The sequence below is a fragment of the Chlorobaculum sp. MV4-Y genome (genome assembly GCF_025244685.1).
GTDB lineage: Bacteria > Bacteroidota > Chlorobiia > Chlorobiales > Chlorobiaceae > Chlorobaculum.
Genome location: NZ_CP104202.1, coordinates 275,743 through 297,329, shown reverse-complemented (window position 1 = coordinate 297,329; position 21,587 = coordinate 275,743). Strand labels below are relative to the sequence as shown.

Sequence of the window (21,587 nt, the reverse complement as noted above, 5' to 3'; positions counted from 1 at the left end):
CGAAGCTATAGGATTGTAAATGACATACAGCAATGTTTTGGCGTCTTATGCAAAAACCATACAATTTAGAGTCTAAAAATGGATTACTACGTAAACTTTGATAGGCTCACGGATGGGCAAGCGTCATTAATTGAATTCTGCACTTGCATTGAACGGGTTCAAGAGAACCCCCTGTCTTGGAAATACGCCATAATATCTATTCACAATGCATTACAAGCATATATGTGCATAAACCTTCATGGAGGAAATAGCTTTCAAACATGGAATGAAAAGTATCGAAAAAAATGGTTGGAAGCATACAGCAATAATGGCGAATTACCGAACACTAAACTCGATTATTTTATGGATTTATTCGACAAGGTGTTCTCAAATAATCAAAGCATAAATCGCAGAAATATCGAATGGCTAAACAATACAAGAAACCACCTCGTCCATTTCAACACTGATAGTTTTAGCATTCATATTGAATCTGCCCTTAGATGCTGCAAAGAGGCTTTAGATGCTATTTCTATAACCCCAGAAAAAGCTATTGGAATATTTTTTTATAAAGAAAACCAAAAAGAAAAATTTGAAGATCTTATTCATAAAGCAATAAATACAATCACAAAAATTGATAAAACTTTTTATGTCTAAATCAAAAGAGAAAAAGAAGGGGTTGTTTGCAAAAATTGAATCACGTGACGATGCTCTTAAAGTAGTCAAAGACACATCGATGGGGTTCTTTTTGTCGCAGCTCTTCAAATAGTTTTATCTTTCTTTCTTGGGTTTTTCATCATTTTCGACGCTGTCATTTATGCTGTCGGTGGTTTCTTTTTGCGCCGTTATAACAGTCGAGCTGCCGCTGTTATTTTGCTAATACTCGCCTCTGTTGCAGCTGGCGTCACTTTTGCCAATAAAGCAGGGGCAAACTTGGGCGGAGGCAACAACATTTTTCTCTCACTAATAATATTATGGGCGGCTATTCGCGCAGTTGAAGCCACGCTCAAACTTCGCGGCCGTTTTTCTGCAGAAGCTGATCCCATTGAAGCTAAACGTTCTTAACATGGCTCCTAAAGAAACGAGTCTAAATCTTCTGTTTCCACAATGGAGACGATTATCTACACTCACCGTTTTCCACTCCACATTCTCATAAACAAAGCAACATCAGTTTTTTCCAGCTCGCTTCGGGCGACACCGCAAACCATTTCAACGAGATCGTCTTCCGGCGCTTCAAAATCATAGCCGTTCAACGCGAGAAAAACGATGGCTGACACCGCGCCGACCCGTTTGTTTCCGTCGAGAAACGGGCAACTCCTCACCAAGTGAAAAAGGTACGCCGCAGCCATTTCGTGGATGTCGGTGTGCAGAAAATCGCCCTTGAATGTCGCTGTCGGCATGGCAATCGCCGAGGTGAGCAGGCCCATATCCCGAACGCCGAGAGTTCCGCCATAACGGGTGATCTGATCGTGGTGGATGTGCAGAACCTCGTGAAGCTCCAGAAATCTCATCACTCCGCAAGTTTTTTCAACGCCCTGGCATAGCGGGTATTCACCTTTTCAAGCGCCACGCCGAACGCCGCGCTCCCTTCTGGATTTTTCAGCGGCGTGAGAATGAGCGCCTGGCCGTCGGTCGTGATTTCAAACGGAGTGTCGGCATCGGCGCCGATCAGTTCGAGAATCGGTTTTTCGATAACCATCGCCATGCTGTTGCCGTGTTTTGTGAGTTGCTTGATCATGGCTGCTTTGGTAAGGTTGTAATTTCGTCAATACAAAGTTATAACGCTACCGCATCACCGCCAAGTTCCCGAAGCAAGCATCCGAATACAGCCGCGCCTCCATCCACCTTCCTGCCGCTGATTTTACGTTTTGTTTCTTTTGTTTTATCTATCTTCTCAACTCACCGGGACAATTCCCCAAGCATGAACATCGCATAAGAGACTACGAACATGAGACTTGCCGTCAATATTGACCATATCGCCACGCTGCGTAACGCACGAAATGAAGGACATCCCGATCCCGTCGAAGCCGCCCTGCTCGCCGAAAAGTACGGCGCGGCGGGCATCGTTTGCCATTTGCGCGAAGACCGCCGCCACATCAAGGACAACGACCTCGCGCGGCTGAGGGAGGAGATTACCACCAAGCTCGACCTCGAAATGGCCATGACCGACGAGATGCAGCGCATCGCGCTGTCGGTCAAACCCGACCTCGTCACACTCGTGCCGGAGAAGCGTGAGGAGCTGACCACCGAGGGCGGATTCGCCATCCAGAAACACTTCATTCGTCTGACTGAATTCGTCAAGCCGTTGCGCGACAAGGAGATCGGCGTCAGCGTCTTTATCGAGCCGGAAGAGGAGTCGATCGCACTTGCCTCCAAAGCCGGAGCGAACATCGTCGAGTTTCACACCGGCACCTACTCGCTCTGCACCAGCGACGAACAGACGGCATATGAGCTGGAACGCATCCGCAAGTCGGCGCGCATCGCCCGCGAAATGGGGCTGACCGTGGTTGCGGGGCACGGCCTCAGCGTCCTCAACATCGCGCCATTCAGGGAGCTGCACGACATCGAGGAGGTCAGCATCGGCCACGCCATCATCTCTCGCGCCGTGCTCATCGGGCTTCCGGCAGCCATACAGGAAATTCTCGACCTCATCCGCCGATAACGCTATGGAACCGAAACATCCCGACATCACCATCGTCCTCGCCACCGGCAACAAGGACAAGGTTCGCGAGCTGAAGCCCGTGCTCGAAGGCCTGGCCTCCGGCATCAGCGTCCGCTCGCTCCAAGATCTTGGACTTGACATCGACGTGGAGGAGACCGAGCCGACCCTCGAAGACAACGCCCGGCTCAAGGCGGACGCGATCTTCGAGCTGGTCGCGCCGCGCCTCGACTGGTTCATCGCGCTGGCCGACGACACCGGCCTCGAAGTTGACGCGCTCGGCGGCGCGCCCGGCGTTTACTCCGCTCGCTACGCGCCCGTGCCGGAGGGCGTCGCAAGAACCTACGAAGACAACGTCCGCCACCTGCTCTCGGCGATGCAAGGCAAAAGCGATCGCACGGCCCGCTTCCGGACGGTCATCGCCATGAAGGGGCGTCTGCCCGTGACGGAGGGCGGCGCGATGCTCTTCGACGAAACCACCGACGGGCACATCGACGGCGTCATCACCACAGAGCCGCAGGGGGACGGAGGCTTCGGTTACGACCCGGTCTTCGCGCCGGAGGGGATGGAGCGCACCTTCGCCCAGCTCACCATCGACGAGAAAAACGCCATCAGCCACCGTGGCCGCGCTGTCATGGCAGCAGCAAAGCGCATCGGCGAGGCCCTTTCACAATGCGGAATCAAATAACCGAAGTCACAACCATCCAATGAACCTCTTTCAGGCCATCATCCTCGGCATCGTACAAGGTCTCACCGAATTCCTGCCCATCAGCAGCTCGGCGCACTTGCGCATCGTACCAGCCCTCATGGGATGGGGCGATCCGGGTGCAGCTTTCACGGCGATCATCCAGATCGGCACGCTCGCGGCGGTGATGATCTACTTTGCAAAGGACATCGTCTCGATCAGCGGGGCGGTTATCTCCGGCATCTTCAAGGGCAGACCACTCGCAACGGACGAGGCACGAACGGGCTGGATGATCGCCGTCGGCACGATACCGATCGTCGTCTTCGGCCTCTTGTTCAAGCACGAGATCGAAACCGTTCTGCGCTCGCTCTACATCGTCTCCGCCTCGATGATCAGCTTGGCACTTGTGCTGGTCGTAGCCGAGAAACACACCGCCAATCGCACCCGCAACGGGCGCAGAGGCAAATCGATCAATGAACTCAGCTGGACGGACGCCATCATCATCGGACTGGCCCAGGCGACGGCGCTCATTCCCGGTTCGTCGCGCTCCGGCGTCACCATCACCGGCGGGCTGTTCCGCAACCTCGACCGAGAAACCGCCGCGCGCTTCTCGTTCCTGCTCTCACTTCCTTCGGTCTTCGCTGCCGGAATGCTCGAACTGTACCAGACCCGGCACGAAATCATGTTATCGACACACAACATCATCAACCTTGTGGTCGCAACTATCGCCGCCTTCATTGTCGGCTACCTCTCCATCGCCTTTCTGCTCAACTACCTCAAGCGCCACACCACCGGTATCTTCATCGCCTACCGCCTGATTGTCGGCATCGGCCTCATCGTCATGCTCGGCACCGGCCACCTGCTGCCCATGTGACAAGCGCGGCTGCCTGGCAGTCGCAGATCAGACTGCGCTGTTCAATCCGTCTGATCTGCGCCCGTAAACGATGTGCTCACCTGGAGGAGCTGACTCGCTGGCGGATACGTGCGCGATAGCGCAGAGGGCGCCGTCTGCCGCACTGCAACTTTCTACCACAAAAATTATTGTTAATTGTGTACAACAGAGAAGGAAATTTTATTATATAGTCAGATTAAAAAAACACTAAACAAAACTTTGGCCATGCCATACAGCTCGTCAGGTGTAGGGCATAATGGCTTTGATAAAGCAGATTTACACATACACACCAAATGTTCGGACGGTCTGTTCACGCCAGAAGAGATCGTGCGCAAGGCGGTTTATGCCGGGCTGAAAGCCATCAGCATCACCGATCATGATACCGTTAAGGGTATAGACCAAGCAAAGCCATTAGCACTCGAATTGGGTCTGGAGCTTATCCCCGGTGTAGAGATGAGCTCGGCCTACAAAGGGTATGACATTCATATCCTGGGTTATTTTTTTGACTATCAGCAATCCGAGCTGAAGCGTTATCTTGACCACTGCCGCCTTCTCCGCACGGAACGGGCTGAACGCATGGTGCAGAAACTGGCGAAGATGGGCGTCAAAATCGAGATCGAACAGATCATCATGAAGGCCCAGAACGGCAGCGTGGGGCGTCCGCACATCGCGGCGGTGCTTCAGGATGGCGGCTTTGTCAAAAGTTTCAGCGAAGCTTTCAGCAAGTACCTCGGCTCGCACAGCCCAGCTTACGTCAAGAGCATCGAAACGCATCCGGAAGAGGTTATCCGCCTCATCAACGAAGCTGGCGGGCTGTCGTTCCTCGCCCATCCGGCGCAGAACGTGCCCGATGAAATCCTCCGGCAGCTCATCTCCTTCGGACTGGACGGTCTCGAAATCATCCATCCTTCGCATGACACGTACCGCCAGAACTACTACCGCGAAATTGCCAACGAGTACTTCCTGCTCTTTTCGGGCGGCTCGGATTATCACGGCCTGAAAGATCACGAAGACAACTTCGGCCAGGTATGGATCCCCTATGAATGGGTGACCAAAATGAAAAGCCGGCTTGCCCCGGCAGCCAAAGAGTGAGATTTTTCCGCCCTTTGGCTGAAGATTCGGTCAGGTTTTCATATACTTGCACCGGGACGCCATGCACTGCGTTTTTTTGATGAATTGACCCTGTAATTATGGCAGCAACGCTCATCGGTAACCTCTTGGAAAGCAAGATGCTCCGCTTCAAGGAGTTTGTGCTGACCATGCAGGAATTTTTTCATTTCGCTCTCCGGGCCTTTGCTACTCTGCCCAAGGCAAAGCGCTACTGGCGTGACGTGCTCGACCAAGCGCTGATCTGCGGCGTCGAGTCGATTCCGATCGTGCTGGTCAGTTCGATCTCCATCGGAGCGCTGATGTCGATGGAGGTGGGCAACCTGCTTGAAGAGTTCGGCGCGAAAACGATGCTTGGCCGCTCTACCTCAAACGCGGTGCTGCGCGAGCTCGGACCGCTCTTGATGGGCCTGATGCTTTCGGCGCGCTATGGATCGCGCAACGGCGCGGAACTTGGCGCAATGCAGATTTCCGAGCAGATCGACGCCCTGCGCGCCTTTGGCACCGACCCTATCGCCAAACTCGTCATGCCGAGGCTGTTGGCTGCGCTCATCATGTTCGTACCACTCATCGCCCTCTCCGACTTCGCCGGATTGCAGACCGGTGCCCTTGTCGCCCAGTTCTACCACAAGCTCGACCCCGGTATCTTCTGGAATTCGATCTACCCGAGGCTACTGCCCAAAGATTTCGTCGTCAGCTTCCTCAAGGCTCCGGTCTTTGCCATCATCATCACGCTGGTCAGCAGTTTCAACGGCTTCTCGGCGCGAGGCGGCACGGCGGGTGTAGGCCGATCGACCATCAAGGGCATTGTGGCTTCGTCGGGTCTGGTGCTGGTAGCCAACTTCTACGTCTCGAAACTCGTGCTCGACATTATGCACTGATATGATTGAACTCCGGAACGTCACACTCAGATACGGCGAAAAGGTGATTCTCGACAAGGTTTCGCTGACCGTGCAGGACAACACCATCAAGGCGATACTTGGCCCCAGCGGCGTCGGCAAGAGCACGATCATCAAGCTCATGCTCGGCCTCATCAAGCCCAACAGCGGGCAGGTATTCGTCGATGGGGTGGACATCACTCCACTCAAGGAGACCGACCTTTACCCGATACGGCGCAAAATGGGCATCGTCTTTCAGGGCAACGCACTCTTCGACTCGATGACCATCAGCCAGAACATGAGTTTCTTCCTGCGCGAGAACCTCCGCCTGCCCGATGAGGAGATAAACCGTCGTGTGGTCGAGCAGCTCCGCTTTGCCGGACTCGAAGGCTACGAGGATCAACTCCCTGAAAGCCTCAGCGGCGGCATGAAAAAGCGCGTGGCGATTGGCCGGGCGCTGATTTTCAATCCAAAGATGATCCTCTTCGACGAGCCGACCGCCGGACTCGATCCGGTCAGCTCGCGCAAAATCCTGAACCTGATCGCCTCGCTCAAAAAAAGCAACGACCTCGGCGCGGTGTTCGTGACCCACATCATTGACGACGTCTTCGCCATCGCGGACGAAGTCGCCGTGCTGTACCAGAGCAAAATCATCTTCGACGGCCCGACCGGACAGCTGCACGATTCGCAGCACCCGTTCATCAAGTCGATCCTGTCGGACAAAATTCTCGAACTTTAATTTTTTCAAGACCCCTGCGATAGCATGAGAAATCTGAAAGAACTGAAATGGAGCGACCTGAAAACCGGCATCTTCTTCCTGCTTGGGCTCGGGTTTGCGGCCTATCTCGGCCTGGTAATTGGCAAAAACACGAGCGTTTTCACCGGCGTGACCACCATCAAGGTCATGACCAGCAACGTCAACGGCCTGGCCGAGAACAACTACGTTGCAGTCGCGGGTAAAAAAATCGGCACTGTCTCGCGACTCGACTTCAGCACACAGAACGACTCGCTGTTCGTGGTAGCTGAACTGAAGTTGCAGAACGAGTATGCAAACCTCGTCACCAAGGACTCGAAGGCTTCAATCCGCTCCCTCGGCGTGCTTGGCGACAAATATATCGACATCAAGGCTGGCACCGGCAAACCGGTCAAGGAGGGCGATTTCATCCAGCTCGTCCCGGAAGATGGCCTGACGGGTCTTACCAACAATGCCAAAAATACTGTTGAAAAACTAAATACGTTGCTCGACAAGCTCAATAACGGCGACGGCCCCGCCGGGCGACTTATTTCAGACAAACAGATGGGCGAAGACCTGCAAAAAACCGTGGCCAACCTGCGCAAGAGTTCGGACGAGCTGACCAGAGTCAGCGCGGAACTTCACAACGGCAAGGGGCTGCTGCCGAAGCTGATCAACGACAAGTCACTGGCCGACAACACCGAGCAGACCATCGTGAACCTGAAAAACGCCGCCGCCGAAACCGAAACGCTGATGAAGCAGCTCAACGAAGGTAAGGGCACGCTCGGCAAGCTCAACAGCGATCCGGCGCTTTATAACAACCTAAGCAAGACGCTGATTTCGCTCGACACCCTGCTCATCGATCTGAAGAAGAGGCCGAACCGGTACGTGCGCTTCACGCTCTTCTGACCGCATCCCGAACGCTTATGCGCCTGTTCCGGAAACTCATTACCGCCTGCGCTTGCGTAGCTATTCTGCTGATGGCGACTGCCGTTCCGGCTAACGCAGATGCGACGGATTTCAGAAAGCTCGATACGCTCATGAATGGGGCCGTGCGCGATAGCGTCTTCCCCGGCGCGAGCCTCGCGGTGATCTACCGGGGCAAAACAGTGTTCCACAAAGCGTTCGGTCACTTAACCTACGATCCGCACAGCGCTCCTGCGGACACAACAACAATCTACGACGCTGCATCGCTCACCAAGGCGGTTGTCACCACCAGCATCGCCATGCAGCTCGTCGAGCGCGACTCGCTTGACCTGCGCGCCCCCGTCAGCCGTTACCGGCCCGGATTCGCCTGCAACGGCAAGGAGCGAATCACCATCGAGCAGCTCATGCGCCACACCTCGGGACTTCGGGCACACACCTACTTCGCCGAAACCTGCGCCACTCGCGAGGAGGCGCTGCAAGCCATCGACCGCGACTCTGTCGTATCCGTACCGGGCGCGAAGACCGAGTACAGCGACCTGAACTTCATTCTGCTCGGTAGCATCGTCGAACAGATCACGGGCAAAAGCCTCGCGGCCAACTTTCACACCCGCTTCGCCGCGCCGCTCACCATGAATTCGACCATGTTCACACCGCCACTGTCACTTGCCGCTCGCATCGCGCCAACCGGCGAGGATGGCATCTGGAAGCTTCCGCGCCCGCGTCCGCTCGTCAACGACCAGAACGCCGCGCTGCTCGGGGGCATCTCAGGCCACGCGGGGCTCTTCACCACGACCGGTGACCTGACGAAAATGGTGAAAATGCTGATGAACGGAGGCCAACTCGACGGCAAGCGCTACATCAAAGCCTCGACGGTCAAACGCTTCCGGGAACGAGGCGATACCCCGAGAGCGCTTGGCTGGGACCTGGTCACCCCGGGAGGGAAATCATCCGCAGGCCACTACTTCTCTTCCAACTCCTGGGGCCACCTCGGCTTTACCGGCACAAGCATCTGGGTCGATCCGGAAAAAGATTTAGCGGTAATTCTGTTAAGCAACAGAGTTTGGCCGACGCCGGAGAATATCAGGATTCGCAAGTTCCGACCCGTGCTGCACGACACGGTGGTGGAGTGCCTTGAGGGGAGATAAGAAATTCTGCTTTTGAGATTTTTCCTTTCGATTTTGATCCCAATTTCTGTTCTAAGCAAAGATCCCGTCCATCGGCACAATCGGCAATGGCCTTTGCCGTAGCGACTCTTTCGCGGCAATGGCGTTCGCCGCCTGTCGGCCTGTGAAAGCGGCGGCTTCCATCAGGAAAACCGGGGCATTGGTGCTTACCCAGTCGCCCGCGAGGAAAAGGTTCGCGTAGGGCGTTTCGACACCCGGTCTTGTGGCGTGGTCGCCGGGGGCCCAGCGGGTGAAGTTGGATTGCATCATGAAAATTTCGTGCCGGATCGTGGCGCCTTTCGACTCCGGAAACATAGCGTACAGCTCTTGCAGCATCGCAGCGCGGATCTCCGGCTCGGGGCGAATGTCTTGCGGCGCGACGGCGTAAGCGTGCAGCTCGACGACGCAGCCGCCGATGCGCTTCGCCCAGTCGATGAAGGGCTGCTGGAAGCTCGAATAGAAGGTGATCGAGTCGGTGTAGGTGTAGCCCGACACGGTATAGAACGGGAAGTCGGCGGACGGAAGCGGACGGTCGAGCCAAACGCGCCAGACGACGTAGGGATCGGCCTCGCCAAGCGCAGCCACCCGTCCGGCGAAATCGCGGTTGTCGGGCTGGCTACCGGCGATCAGCTCGCGAGTGCCGCGCACGTCCGAAGCCACGACGCAGTAGTCGCACGGCAGCTCTTCGGCGGTAACGACCACCGATGACGAGGCTGTCGAAGCCTGTTCGATAACGAGCATCTCCCCCGCTTCACGCACGTCGAGCCTGGCGAGCGGCGCTTTCGGCGGGCCGCTGACCGGCACCCCTTCGGCGTTGAAGCGGCCATCGTGGCAAGGGCAGTGAAAGCCGCCCGTTCCAGCCTCGGGAGCCACCGGACACCCCATGTGAGTACAGCGCCCGTCGAGGGCCACCCACGCCGCGCCGAGCCGCGCCACGAGCATCGGAATCCCCGCTTCGGAGGTATGTTGCAGCCACCCCGTCACCGGTACCTCGCGCTTCGGAATCGAAGCAATCGCGCCGCTCGCAGCCCCCGTGCCAGCGAGACGCACCGATTTGACGCGCCCATCCTGCATCGCGAGGTTCTGCACCTTTTGCCCTTTCAGCACCCGCACGCCCATCGACATTAGCTTCTTCTCCAGCGGATCGATGAGGGCACTCATGCAATCCTTCGTGGTGATTCTGAACGACAACCCCTCCGGACTGCCCATAAAGTAGAAATGGAAATAGCGTATCGCCTCGGCTGCCGAAAGCACCTCCATGCGGTTCATCGTGGCGTCCGAAAACGGGTGCAGCACCGTGTCGATGAAAGCCGGAAGCACCTCGCCGCGCTTGCAGTAGGTCATGAAATCGATGCTGTCCCAGTCATGAAAGGTGCGGTCATACTGGTAGCGGAACATGCTGATGACCGGCCACAGACCGGGGTAGTCCTTTAGGAACGAGGCGATATCGAGCCGTTTGGACTGCTGCACCACCGACAGGATGTTGAAAGGAAACCACTTGGGCGTCTGACCGAACACCTCCACCTGCCGGTCGCTGAAAATGACCGGATAGCCGGGTGAAGCGGTGAACATCTCGCTGCCGATGCCCGCCGAGGCGAACATTTCGTTGAGGTTGTAGTACTGATCGAAAAAGCCGTGAAAGCCGTGCTCTACCGGAAACCGCTCGCCAAGCGCCTCGATAGGCCAGCCAGTCAACTTGCCGCCAAGTGAAGGCGAGGCCTCGACCAGCGTCACCTCGAAGTTCCGCCGCGCCAGCTCCAGCGCCGAGCTGATGCCAGCCAGACCGCCGCCGATCACCACCGCCTTCTTCGGCGTCGTCAGCTTCTCGGGCAGCTCTGAGTTGTTCTTGCCGGAGGTGTCGAACACCGCCTTGCGCGGTTGGTAATAGCCGACAAGACTGGCAGTTGCGGCGGTCAATGCGCCCGCGCCGATACTGGCGCGTTTGAGAAAATGCTGGAAAAACTCGCGTCGCTGCATGAGGGAAGTAGTGGCGGTTCGAAAGATTGCGGAACAACTACGTGAAGTTGACTCGTATATTTAAGCATTATTGGATGATATCGCAACCGGGAAGCAATCAACGATGTCTGAAACGCTCAATGATTTAAAAGGAGTGATCCGCCGGAAAGCCCTCGAATTCGGCTTTTGCGCCGCCGGGTTTGCTGACGCAATGCCGCTTTCCGAAGCGCTGGAGAAGTATCGCACAATGATCGACGAGAAGCGGCACGGCGAGATGGGCTACCTCGAAACCGGCCTCGAAGCACGCGCCAATCCAGAACTGCTTCTGCCCGGCGTAAAAACCGTCATCTCCGTCGCTTTGCCGTGGCCCGCGCCTGTAAAGTCCGGCGCAATCTCCGGCTACGCCGTCATGGCGGACTACCACCGCGTGGTCGGTGACCTGCTCCATGAGCTGCTCGATTTCATCCGTTCGATCTGCGCGCAACCGGTCCACGGACGAGCCTGTGTGGACAGCTTGCCCGTGCTCGAAACAGGCTGGGGCGAAGCCGCCGGAATCGGGCGCGCCGGCAAAAACTCGCTGCTCATCGTGCCCGGTTACGGCTCGCGAATTTTCCTCGGTGAGCTGCTGCTCGACCTCGAACTCAAACCCGACACACCACTCGAATGGAACCCCTGCGAGGGCTGCACTGCCTGCCTCGACGCCTGCCCCACCGGAGCGCTCATCGCCCCCGGCAAACTCGACGCTACCCGCTGCATTTCATACCTGACGATAGAGCTGAAACGCGACTTCACCGACGAGGAATCGGCGATGACCGAAGGCTGGCTCTACGGCTGCGACCACTGCCTCGACGCCTGCCCACACAACACCATTGGCGTTGATAGCGCGTACTCCGGCTTTCAGCCAAAAGAGGAACTCGTCAACCTTACCCCTCAGCAAGCCCTCGAGCTCACCAACTCGCAATTCCGGAAGCTTTTCGCCGGAACCCCAGTCCTCCGCCTTGGCATCAAGCGACTGAAACGAAATGCAAGAGCGGTACTTGCAAAAACGAACAAATAGTAGTTCATCATGGACACCACCACCATTCTCTGGATCACCTCCGCCCTCCTGCTTATCGCCGGATTCGCAGGCCTTGTGCTGCCAGCATTACCAGGCGTTCTGCTGATCTTCGCCGGTCTTGTTTTCGCCGCCTGGGCGGAAAACTTCGCCTACGTCGGCTGGGGCACGATCACCATTCTTGGCGTGCTCACCGCGGCGGCTTACCTCATCGATTTCTTCGCCGGACTTTTCGGCGCAAAACGTTTCGGCGCAGGCAAATACGGCGTCATCGGCGCAGCAATCGGCACCGTGACCGGCCTCCTTTTCAGTCTGCCCGGAATCATCATCGGGCCTTTCATCGGAGCCGTCCTCGGCGAACTCTACGCCCAGAAAGACCTCCGCACAGCCAGCACAGCAGGATTCGGAGTCTGGATCGGCATGGCCATCGGCATCGCCGTACGGGTCGCCGTGGCGTTTGTTATGGTCGGGGTGTTTTTAGTGGTGAGATTTGTGTGAGAAGATGCGGGCCTGACTGGCATCGCTCAGAAAGTAAAAAAGGGAGCAGGAACAACGCTCATTGCACTGTCCCTGTTGCCTTTGCAGTTCTATGTCCCGTCTCGCTACCTCAGTGCTTGAAGTGCCTCATGCCGGTAAACACCATCGCCAAATTGTTCGCGTCGGCTGCTTCTATGACTTCGTTGTCGCGGATCGAGCCCCCGGGCTGGATGACGGCGGTCACTCCGGCTTCGGCAGCGGCGAGAAGGCCGTCGGCGAAGGGGAAGAAGGCGTCGGAGGCGACGACCGAGCCTTTCAAATCGAGGCCCACTTCCGAGGCTTTCCAGCGGGCGATCTTCGAAGAATCGACTCGCGACATCTGGCCTGCGCCAACACCAAAGGTCTGGCGGTTCTTGACGTAGAGAATCGTGTTGGATTTGATGTGGCGGGCAATCTTCCAGGCAAACATCAGGTCAGCCAGCTCTTCCTCGGTCGGCTGGCGCTTCGTCACCACTGTCAGCTCTTCGGGGGTGACCATCTTGCTGTCGCGCTCCTGCACGAGCATTCCGAACGGCGTGGACTTGAACTCCCAGCCCGCTTTCGGCAGCGGCTGCTTCTGGAGCACGAGGCGGCGATCCTTCTTCTTCATGAGCAGATCGAGCACGCCCTCCTCGAAGGCCGGAGCGATGAGGATTTCGGTGAAGATTTCGTTGACCGCGTTGGCCGTCTCCATGTCGAGCGAACGGTTGAAAGCGATGATGCCGCCGAACGGGGCCTGCGTGTCGGTCGAGAAGGCCTTGCGGTACGCCTTGCAGAGCGTCGGAGCCTGCGCGACGCCGCACGGGTTGGTGTGCTTGACGATCACCACCGACGGCTCTTCACCGCGGAACTCCTCGATGAGGTCAGTTGCGGCAGCGATATCGAGCATGTTGTTGTACGACAACTCTTTACCGTGCAGCTTCTCGAAAATCGCGCCGAACGAGCGCACTCCGTTACCGTCGTCCATTTTATAAAGTCCGGCGCTCTGGTGCGGGTTCTCGCCGTAACGCATCCCCAGCTCTTTTTCGAGCCGGACGGTCATCGTATCGGCGGCGGACTCGATTCCAGCAGCTTTGGCCATGTAAGCCGCGATGGCCGTGTCGTAGCGCGAGGTGAGCGCATAGACCTTCGCCGCGAGCGTCAGGCGGGTCGCCCTCGTGGTCGCGCCGCCGTTGGACTTCATTTCTTCAAGCACGGTGGCGTAATCGGCGGCATCGGTGATCACCGTGACCGACTCGTTATTCTTCGCCGCGCTGCGCAGCATCGACGGGCCGCCGATGTCGATATTTTCGATCGCCTCCTCGAAGCTCACGTCCGGCTTGGCAATGGTCGCCTCGAAGGGATAGAGGTTTACCGCCACAAGGTCGATGAACTCGATGCCGTTCTCGCGCGCAGCCTGCTGATGCTCGGCATTGTCACGCACGGCAAGCAGGCCGCCGTGGATTTTCGGGTGAAGCGTTTTGACCCTGCCGTCCATGATTTCCGGAAAACCGGTGATGGTCGAGATGGATTGCGCGGCGATACCGGCATCTTGAAGCGCCTTCAGCGTACCACCGGTGGAGAAAATTTCGACACCCATCGAGGCCAGTTCACGGCAGAAATCGACGATGCCGGTTTTGTCGGAAACGGAAACGAGCGCCCGTTTGATGACAGGATCAAGCATGAGCAGAGAGTTGTGTTGTGTTCGGAAAGCAAAAATAGACCGGGAATTTACAAAAATCCGCGATTATACCGACCGGAGAACTGCGACTCCGCGCAAAGCACACTCCCAACCGAACCGTTCACCGGGAACCTTTCAGCTTGAAAAAAGCAGCGTTCGGGTGCATATTAGAGGAAATTCACGAAATCCTTTGTACGCGATCTGCATGAGTGACAAGAAAAACGGTTGGCGGTATTCTGCTCGGGAACGGGCTCGAACTTCAAGGCGCTGTTCCACGCGATCATCGAACACGAGCTGCCCGCGGAAATCGTGCTTTGCCTGTCGAATCGCTCGCAGTGCGGCGCGGTCGATTTCGCGAAAGAGTATGGTATCGAGACCCTGCACCTCTCGGAAAAACAGTTCGGCACGAATGACGATTTCGCCCATGCAATGCTTTCGGCGTTACAGGAACGGCAGATCGACATGATTCTGCTTGCCGGGTATCTGCGCAAGATTCCGGACGCGGTGATTGCTGCCTACCCCGAGAAGATCGTGAACATCCATCCATCGCTGCTGCCGCAGTTCGGCGGGCACGGGATGTACGGAATGCGCGTGCACGAAGCGGTGATCGAATCCGGCGAAACCCGGAGCGGCGCGACGGTGCACTTCGTGAACGAGGAGTACGACAAGGGCCGGATCATCATGCAGAACCATGTGCCGGTGCTGCCGGGCGACACCGCGGAAACGCTGGCCGAGCGGGTGCTCCGGTGCGAGCATCGCCTCTACCCCGCCGCGCTCGAAAAACTGCTTGACGAGCAGCCATGAGCACGGAAACGACCCTCCACATCAGCGAGATTTTCCACTCGATCCAGGGCGAGTCGTCCTTTGCGGGCTGGCCATGCGGTTTCGTGCGGCTCGCGGGATGCGGCCACGGATGCCGCTACTGCGACACGGCATATGCTGAGAAGCAAGGCACAACGATGACGGTTGACGAAATCGTGCAGCGCGTGCTGGCGTTCGACGCGCCGTGCGTTGAAGTGACCGGCGGCGAGCCGCTGCTCCAGCCGGGCGCCTTCGAGCTGCTCACCGAACTCTGCGATCGGCATCCAGCGGTGCTACTCGAAACAGGCGGCTTCCTGCCGGTGGATCGCGTCGATCCGCGCGTGCACGCGATCATCGACATCAAGGCGCCGTCGTCGGGAGTCATGGAGCATAATTGCGCCGCCAACTTCACACTCGCCCTCAACGAGCCGGAACGCTTCGAATTCAAGATCGTCGTAGCCTCGGAGGCGGATTACCTGTGGGCAAAATCGTATATCGCCGGGCACGGCATCCTCGGCAAGTGCTCGATCATCTTCGGCCCGGTGTTCGGCCAGCTCGAACCGCGCCTCCTCGCTGAGTGGATTCTCTGCGACCGCCTCCCGGTGCGGATGCAGCTCCAGCTGCACAAGTACATCTGGCAACCCGACGCTCGAGGTGTATAAATGACGAGCCTCTCCGTCATCGTGCCGCTCTACAACGAGCGGGAGTCGCTCCCCGAGCTGTGCACCCAACTGTTCGCAGCGCTGAACAGTCCCGATCTGGCGCGATGCTTCGATGCACCCTTCAGTTTCGAGGTGATCATGATCGATGACGGTTCGACCGACGGCTCCGACAAGGTGATCGAAGAGCTGATTGCCGGGAAACCGGAGATTCGCCTCATCTCATTCCGACGGAATTACGGAAAAACCGAGGCACTCTCGGCGGGCTTCCGCGCTGCGTCGGGCGATGTGGTCGTGACCATCGACGCCGACATGCAGGACGATCCTCGGGAGATCACCAGCCTTGTTCTGAAAATGAACGAAGGGTTCGACCTGGTGAGCGGATGGAAGCGGGAACGGAACGACCCGATGAGCAAAACCATACCTTCGAAGCTCTTCAACCTGACGACGCGCATCTTCAGCGGCATCCCGCTGCACGACTTCAACTGCGGCCTGAAAGGCTACAGCCGCGAACTCGTCGCTTCACTCGACCTGCACGGCGAAATGCACCGCTATATTCCGGTGCTGGCAAAGTGGAAAGGATTCCGCGTCACCGAAATTCCCGTCATGCACCACGCTCGCAAGTTCGGCGAAAGCAAGTTCGGAGCATCGCGGTTCCTGCCCGGCCTGTTTGATTTCCTTTCGGTGATGTTCATTACCCGCTACCTCAAACGTCCGATGCACTTTTTCGGCATGATGAGCCTCGGCAGTTTTTTCTTTGGCCTCTGTATCAGCCTTTACGTCACCATCGAAAAGTACGTTTTCGACAAACCGGCGGGCAACCGGCCGATTCTGTTCCTCGGCATACTGCTCATCATCCTCGGCGTGCAATTCTTCTCGACCGGCCTGCTCGGCGAGATGCTCTCGACCCGGCCATCGCGCAACGGCGGGTGGTCGATCCGCCGGACGGCGAACCTGCCGGACGAGATCGTGGAAAAACTGACCGATTGAACCTTCGATGGCAGATCGTCGTTAGCCTCTGATTCACGAAAACCTCCAAACCAGACGAACTATGAAACGGGTCGGCGCCCATGTCAGTATTGCCGGAGGCGTCGAGAACGCCCCGCTGAACGCACAAAAGATCGGCGCGAAAGCGTTCGCCATGTTCACCCGCAACCAGCGCCAGTGGCACTCCGCTCCACTTTCGACAGAGTCGATCGAAGCGTTTCGACGGAACTGCGAGGAGGCAGGATTCCTGCCCGGCCACATCCTGCCGCACGACAGCTACCTCATCAACCTCGGCGCGCCCGAAGCCGACAAGCTCGAAAAGTCCCGCAAAGCGTTCATCACCGAAATGCAGCGCGCCGAAGCGCTCGGGCTCACGATGCTGAATTTCCACCCCGGCAGCCACCTCAATCTGACTGACGAAGATGCCTGCCTCGCAATCATCGCCGAGTCGGTGAACCTGTCACTCGAAGCGACGGCGGGCGTGACGGCGGTAATCGAAAACACGGCAGGACAGGGCAGTAATCTCGGCTGGTGCTTCGAACATCTGGCGCGAATCATCGAACTGGTGGAGGACAAATCGCGCGTCGGCGTCTGCCTCGACACCTGTCACCTCTTCGCCAGTGGCTACGATTTGAGAACGCCGGAAGCATTGGACGCAACGCTGGCCGAGTTTGACCGCGTGGTAGGAATGGCTTATCTGAGGGGAATGCACCTGAACGACGCCAAGCAGAAGCTCGGCAGCAAGGTTGACCGGCACGAGTGCCTCGGCAAGGGAATGATCGGCATCGACGCCTTCGCGCACATCATGCATCACCCGGCGCTGGAGGAGATACCGCTGATACTCGAAACCCCCAACGCCGAGGGCTGGCCCGAAGAAATTGCGATGCTCTACAACTTCACCAACGAATAGCCGTTTATCCCTGCGGCAGCGCTCAGGAAACGCGCAGGAAGCGCGCCACTGACCAGGTGCTGCCGAAAAAGCCGAGCACGATGCCAAGCAGGACAAGTCCCGGATAGATCACATAGGTCGATGGATGCAGTATCTGGTAGATCGCCGGTTCGTAGCGTAACAGCGCCTGCTCGAAAATGAGCCAGAGACCGAGCGCAGCAAGCCCACCCGAAACCAGGCCCTGAATGATCCCCTCGAAAAGAAACGGCGCACTGATGAACCAGCGGGTCGCACCAACCAGACGCATGGTTTTGATCCGGTCGCGGCGGGCGTACATGGCAAGCTGGACGGTAAAGGCGTTCAGGATAATGGTCGCCAGAGCGATCACCCCGCCAACTCCTGCAGTGATGAGCGTAAACAGGCGCGCGTTCCTTTCGATACCCCTCAGATACTCTTTGTTATAACGGATATCGAGCCCCCCGTCGAGCGCCGCGATCTGTTTTTCTATGTGCGCAATACTATCCGGAGCAGCGTAACCCGGCTGAATGCTCACTTCGACAGAACGCGGCAGCGGATTCATGCCGAGAATGCCCACGACATCCGCCCCAAAGTCACGGGCAAACCTTGAAGCAGCTTCGTTGCGCGAAATGAATCGGGTTTTGGCGATCCCGGTGATCGCTTTCATCCGTTCGGTCAGCGAATCGGCCTGAAGATCACCGGTACGATCATCGAAAAAGACCTCAAGCTCGACGCGCGAACGAACCTCGTGAATCAACTGGTAAAAGCTGAAAGAGACCGTCCCGAAGAGCCCAAGCAACAGCAATGAAAAAAAGCCCGTGGCGATGGTCACGCTTGCCGGCAACTTGGCCCGGCCTATTCCTGCAAACCCTTCTTTGATGCTGTAGAAGAAACTCATAACCTCAGTTTATTCTTCTTCTTTGGAAAATTTTATATCGAAGATTCAAAAAAAGCTGTTGGAAATCCAACTTTTTTTTCAGATTATTAGTCCATCACGATGGGGCTATAGCTCAGTTGGTAGAGCATTTGCATGGCATGCAAAGGGTCAGGAGTTCGAGTCTCCTTAGCTCCACAGAAATCAAGTAATAAGAAGCGCAGCTGTTACACTGCGCTTTTTTATTGCACCGCCTTTACACTCAGGCACGCTTCGCCTTCCGCCCGACTCCCGAAACGAGAAAAATCATTCCCACCAGCAAGGAAGCTCCGAGACCAGCCGCAATGTTCAGCACTCCCGCAACAGCCACCGTGGCCGGGTTCAGCCGGATGACCGCCCCGGTGATCGGAACCGCCGCAATGTGAGCGATTGCCGTCAGAACAGTGAAAAGAAAGCTGCTCGCGATTCCTCCCGCGAAAGAGACAAAATAGCGCTCGCGCTTTCCCTCTTTGACCGCTTTCTGCCGCTCAAGCTGCTTGAGCGAACCCGGATCGAGACGGTTTTTCACGGCCATCGCCACGAGCGCGATGACGATCAGCACCGGCACATACAACAGATACACGATCAGCGTCGCGGCACCGTCAGGCAGGAATCCGCCAGCATCGAGCCACGCCGAAGCCTTGCCCAGCATCCACGTAGAAGTAAAAAGAAAACGCTCCCCCAGAGCAGGGTAATGAGAATCCAGGTCCATGGCGACTGGGGTGCGGGTTTTTTGGCTACAGTGTTCATAACTATTTGCGTTGAATGTTCTTGCGGGCGATGGCTTCCATACAGACAAACGACGTAAGCAGCCATTCAATTCCTTCAGAGTGTAAACCTGAAGAATAACAATGGTATCTGGTGCGGCTGGACATGGTACGACCTGATGCAGTGAAAAACCAAACGCGAGCGCTTTTGCCTGTTTGATTGTTTTTAATTTTGGTCTTGATATATTAGTTTTACGTGCCTCTCAGAGGCAAAGATTTTACACAATCTTAAGATTTTACTGATATGTGCGGAGTTTTCGGCGTTTTTAATTCAAAAACTCCCGCCGAAGATACCTTTTACGGTCTCTACTCCCTTCAACACCGGGGGCAGGAAGCTGCAGGTATCGTGGTAGCTGAATACAACAAAGCAAAGAAAAAAACACTCTTCAAGCAGCACAAGGGGCCTGGTCTGGTTTCGGAAGTGTTCAGGGATGAGCAGATTTTCGAGAGCCTGAGCGGCTATGCCGCCATCGGACACAATAGATACTCGACTACTGGCGCATCAAAATCGAACAACAATATCCAGCCCTTCTCCCTCACCTACCGCTCCGGAAGCCTCGCCATCGCCCACAACGGAAATCTCACCAATTCAAGAGCGCTACGCAAAGAACTGACCGAACAGGGCGTGATCTTCCAGGCCTCATCGGATACAGAAATTATTCCGCACCTGGCTGCGCGAAGCAAGGAGAAGGAGCCGCTGCACCAGATTTACGATGCCTTGAGGCAGGTAGAGGGAGCCTATTCGATCGTCATTCTGGCCAACAACCAGATGATTGCCGCCCGCGATCCATACGGCGTCCGTCCTCTGGCCCTCGGCAAGAAAATCGATCCGTCAACCGGAGAGATGGCTTACGTCGTGGCAAGCGAAACCTGTGCCTTCGACATCATCAAGGCTGAGTACATCCGCGACATCGCGCCGGGGGAAATCCTCCTGATCGATCACCTCGCCGTGGACAACGAAAAGCCGGTTTCGCTCTACCTTCCGCCAGTCGAGCGCAAGGCCCGCTGCATCTTCGAGTATGTCTATTTTGCCCGTCCCGATAGCTTCATTTTCCGGAACTCGGTGGACAAGGTGCGCCGGAACCTCGGAAAAAATCTCGCGCGCGAATCGACCATCGAGCGGCAACCGGATGAAAAGGAGTTGACCGTTGTTAGCGTACCCGACTCGTCGAACACGGCCGCACTCGGCTTCGTCCGGGAGAGCAACAAGCTTGGCAAACCGGCCCGTTTCGAGCACGGCCTCATCCGCAATCACTACGTTGGACGCACCTTCATCCAGCCCGGCATCCAGAGCCGCGAAATCAAGGTTCGCTCCAAATACAACATCGTGCGCGGCGTCATGCAGGATCGACCGATCATTCTTGTCGATGACTCGATCGTGCGCGGCACAACGGCCAAAATGCTCATCAAGCTTGTTCGGGAGGCCAATCCCGCGGAAATCCATCTGCACATCAGCTCGCCGCCGATCACCAATCCCTGCTTCTACGGCATGGACTTCCCGACCAAGCGCCAGCTGCTCACCCACATGCTTGCTGATGCCGAGCACGAGCTGGGTGACATCGAAAAGATCAGAGAGTACATCGGCGTGGATTCACTGAGATACCTCTCCATGCAAGGACTCCTGAACAGCGTACCGAAATTCGAAGGTGAAGAGTGCGGCTACTGCACCGCCTGCTTCAGCGGAGATTACCCCATCCCGATCACCGACGCAACAACCGACAAAGAGGAAAACGACTAAGCCTTCCTGTTTGCTGAACGGAAAAACAGCACCAGATAAAAAAGCCGTCTTCGCTTCCAGGCCGGACGGCTTTTCTTTTTGAATGGAAAAACGAAAGGCTGCCCGGTGTGGACAGCCTTTTCAATCTGTGATGATGCCTCCCGAAGTCTTGAAGCTTTACTTCTTTGTCTGCTTGAATTCAATCCTCACCGAGGTGTGCGGCACGGCTTCGAGGCGCTTTTTGGGAATCGGCTTGCCCGATTTGGTGCAGATGCCGTAGGTCTTGTTACGGATGCGGTCGAGCGCCTGATCGATGTAGTGTAGGTATTTCTCGTCACGGGCGATGAACATGAAGCGCTGCTCGCGATCCATAGTTTCGGTGCCGTGATCGGCCATGTGCATCGAGTAGTTCGAGTTGATCGAGTCCTCGACGCTCTCCTCGGACAGCGATGAACGCAGAATATCGAGATCGCGTAACACCTCATCACGCCGCTTCAGCAGAAGCTGCCTGAAGTGTTCGAGCTCCTCGTCGCTCAGGTAAGTCCTGGTCAGTCTGGTCTCTTCCGTAGGCTCCGCAGGGCTTTCCTGAACAGGGCTGGTTTTCTTCGACATGATGGTCATGGTTTAGAG

23 protein-coding genes and 1 tRNA gene are annotated in these 21,587 nt (G+C 56.6%); 17 read left to right on the top strand and 7 right to left on the bottom strand.

The window, feature by feature from the left end:
- Positions 1 to 78: 78 nt before the first annotated feature.
- Positions 79 to 633 carry a hypothetical protein gene (locus NY406_RS01445; protein WP_260534848.1) on the top strand — a complete coding sequence of 185 codons (555 nt, stop codon included), beginning with the start codon at positions 79 to 81 and terminating at the stop codon, positions 631 to 633.
- Between the two features lie 470 nt (positions 634 to 1,103).
- Here the strand turns inward: NY406_RS01445 and NY406_RS01440 are convergent, their stop codons facing one another.
- Complete coding sequence (locus tag NY406_RS01440) at positions 1,104 to 1,487, bottom strand: type II toxin-antitoxin system death-on-curing family toxin (RefSeq protein WP_260633719.1); 384 nt, start codon at positions 1,485 to 1,487, stop codon at positions 1,104 to 1,106.
- Positions 1,487 to 1,714: an AbrB/MazE/SpoVT family DNA-binding domain-containing protein gene (locus NY406_RS01435; protein ID WP_260534845.1), complete on the bottom strand. Its 228-nt coding sequence runs from the start codon at positions 1,712 to 1,714 to the stop codon at positions 1,487 to 1,489. Before NY406_RS01435 ends, NY406_RS01440 begins: the two co-directional genes overlap by 1 nt.
- 210 nt (positions 1,715 to 1,924) lie before the next feature.
- On the opposite strand from NY406_RS01435, the gene NY406_RS01430 reads away from it, so the two are divergent.
- From NY406_RS01430 to NY406_RS01395, 8 genes are all read left to right on the top strand, one after another.
- Positions 1,925 to 2,638, top strand: a complete 714-nt coding sequence (locus tag NY406_RS01430) for a pyridoxine 5'-phosphate synthase (protein WP_260534843.1) — start codon at positions 1,925 to 1,927, stop codon at positions 2,636 to 2,638.
- 4 nt (positions 2,639 to 2,642) lie between these two features.
- A complete protein-coding gene (rdgB, locus tag NY406_RS01425; protein ID WP_260534841.1) occupies positions 2,643 to 3,323 on the top strand; it encodes an RdgB/HAM1 family non-canonical purine NTP pyrophosphatase in 681 nt (226 codons plus the stop codon).
- Positions 3,324 to 3,342: 19 nt separating this feature from the next.
- The gene (locus tag NY406_RS01420) at positions 3,343 to 4,194 is read left to right on the top strand and encodes an undecaprenyl-diphosphate phosphatase (RefSeq protein ID WP_260534839.1); all 852 of its coding nucleotides are present in this window, start codon (positions 3,343 to 3,345) and stop codon (positions 4,192 to 4,194) included.
- A 243-nt stretch (positions 4,195 to 4,437) separates the two neighbouring features.
- A complete protein-coding gene (locus NY406_RS01415) occupies positions 4,438 to 5,304 on the top strand; it encodes a PHP domain-containing protein (protein ID WP_260534837.1) in 867 nt (288 codons plus the stop codon).
- Between the two features lie 98 nt (positions 5,305 to 5,402).
- Positions 5,403 to 6,200, top strand: coding sequence for an MlaE family ABC transporter permease (locus NY406_RS01410; RefSeq protein WP_260534835.1), 798 nt, complete (start codon positions 5,403 to 5,405; stop codon positions 6,198 to 6,200).
- Position 6,201: 1 nt separating this feature from the next.
- Entirely contained in the window at positions 6,202 to 6,936 is a 735-nt protein-coding gene (locus tag NY406_RS01405; RefSeq protein ID WP_260534833.1) for an ABC transporter ATP-binding protein, read from the top strand.
- A 24-nt stretch (positions 6,937 to 6,960) separates the two neighbouring features.
- Positions 6,961 to 7,839, top strand: coding sequence for an MlaD family protein (locus NY406_RS01400; RefSeq protein WP_260534831.1), 879 nt, complete (start codon positions 6,961 to 6,963; stop codon positions 7,837 to 7,839).
- Positions 7,840 to 7,856: 17 nt separating this feature from the next.
- Positions 7,857 to 9,002, top strand: coding sequence for a serine hydrolase domain-containing protein (locus NY406_RS01395; RefSeq protein WP_260534829.1), 1,146 nt, complete (start codon positions 7,857 to 7,859; stop codon positions 9,000 to 9,002).
- 51 nt (positions 9,003 to 9,053) lie between these two features.
- On the opposite strand, the gene NY406_RS01390 is transcribed toward NY406_RS01395, so the two are convergent.
- Positions 9,054 to 10,997: an FAD-dependent oxidoreductase gene (locus NY406_RS01390; protein ID WP_260534827.1), complete on the bottom strand. Its 1,944-nt coding sequence runs from the start codon at positions 10,995 to 10,997 to the stop codon at positions 9,054 to 9,056.
- A 103-nt stretch (positions 10,998 to 11,100) separates the two neighbouring features.
- On the opposite strand from NY406_RS01390, the gene queG reads away from it, so the two are divergent.
- Together queG and NY406_RS01380 are read left to right on the top strand one after the other, a co-directional pair.
- Entirely contained in the window at positions 11,101 to 12,033 is a 933-nt protein-coding gene (gene queG / locus NY406_RS01385; RefSeq protein ID WP_260534825.1) for a tRNA epoxyqueuosine(34) reductase QueG, read from the top strand.
- 9 nt (positions 12,034 to 12,042) lie between these two features.
- On the top strand, positions 12,043 to 12,528 hold the full coding sequence (locus NY406_RS01380) for a DUF456 domain-containing protein (protein ID WP_260534823.1): 486 nt from the start codon (positions 12,043 to 12,045) through the stop codon (positions 12,526 to 12,528).
- A 109-nt stretch (positions 12,529 to 12,637) separates the two neighbouring features.
- Here the strand turns inward: NY406_RS01380 and purH are convergent, their stop codons facing one another.
- Positions 12,638 to 14,209 (bottom strand): bifunctional phosphoribosylaminoimidazolecarboxamide formyltransferase/IMP cyclohydrolase, encoded by a 1,572-nt coding sequence (gene purH / locus NY406_RS01375; RefSeq protein ID WP_260534821.1) that lies wholly within the window; start codon positions 14,207 to 14,209, stop codon positions 12,638 to 12,640.
- A gap of 222 nt (positions 14,210 to 14,431) precedes the next feature.
- On the opposite strand from purH, the gene purN reads away from it, so the two are divergent.
- The 4 genes from purN (at position 14,432) to nfo (ending at position 17,563) form a co-directional block, all read left to right on the top strand.
- Positions 14,432 to 15,010 (top strand): phosphoribosylglycinamide formyltransferase, encoded by a 579-nt coding sequence (gene purN, locus NY406_RS01370; protein ID WP_260534819.1) that lies wholly within the window; start codon positions 14,432 to 14,434, stop codon positions 15,008 to 15,010.
- Positions 15,007 to 15,669 carry a 7-carboxy-7-deazaguanine synthase QueE gene (locus tag NY406_RS01365; RefSeq protein ID WP_260534817.1) on the top strand — a complete coding sequence of 221 codons (663 nt, stop codon included), beginning with the start codon at positions 15,007 to 15,009 and terminating at the stop codon, positions 15,667 to 15,669. The genes purN and NY406_RS01365 overlap by 4 nt, the downstream gene beginning before the upstream one ends.
- Complete coding sequence (locus tag NY406_RS01360; RefSeq protein WP_260534815.1) at positions 15,670 to 16,656, top strand: glycosyltransferase family 2 protein; 987 nt, start codon at positions 15,670 to 15,672, stop codon at positions 16,654 to 16,656.
- A 61-nt stretch (positions 16,657 to 16,717) separates the two neighbouring features.
- Positions 16,718 to 17,563, top strand: a complete 846-nt coding sequence (gene nfo, locus NY406_RS01355) for a deoxyribonuclease IV (protein WP_260534813.1) — start codon at positions 16,718 to 16,720, stop codon at positions 17,561 to 17,563.
- Positions 17,564 to 17,585: 22 nt separating this feature from the next.
- Here the strand turns inward: nfo and NY406_RS01350 are convergent, their stop codons facing one another.
- Positions 17,586 to 18,458, bottom strand: a complete 873-nt coding sequence (locus NY406_RS01350; protein WP_260534811.1) for a cell division protein FtsX — start codon at positions 18,456 to 18,458, stop codon at positions 17,586 to 17,588.
- Between the two features lie 101 nt (positions 18,459 to 18,559).
- Here NY406_RS01350 and NY406_RS01345 point away from each other — a divergent pair.
- Positions 18,560 to 18,632, top strand: a tRNA-Ala gene (locus NY406_RS01345).
- 64 nt (positions 18,633 to 18,696) lie between these two features.
- On the opposite strand, the gene NY406_RS01340 is transcribed toward NY406_RS01345, so the two are convergent.
- The gene (locus NY406_RS01340) at positions 18,697 to 19,185 is read right to left on the bottom strand and encodes a hypothetical protein (RefSeq protein WP_260534809.1); all 489 of its coding nucleotides are present in this window, start codon (positions 19,183 to 19,185) and stop codon (positions 18,697 to 18,699) included.
- Between the two features lie 299 nt (positions 19,186 to 19,484).
- Here NY406_RS01340 and purF point away from each other — a divergent pair, with 299 nt between their 5' ends.
- Positions 19,485 to 20,978, top strand: a complete 1,494-nt coding sequence (gene purF / locus NY406_RS01335; protein WP_260534807.1) for an amidophosphoribosyltransferase — start codon at positions 19,485 to 19,487, stop codon at positions 20,976 to 20,978.
- Between the two features lie 156 nt (positions 20,979 to 21,134).
- On the opposite strand, the gene NY406_RS01330 is transcribed toward purF, so the two are convergent.
- Positions 21,135 to 21,578, bottom strand: a complete 444-nt coding sequence (locus NY406_RS01330) for a TraR/DksA family transcriptional regulator (RefSeq protein ID WP_411267083.1) — start codon at positions 21,576 to 21,578, stop codon at positions 21,135 to 21,137.
- Positions 21,579 to 21,587: the final 9 nt, after the last annotated feature.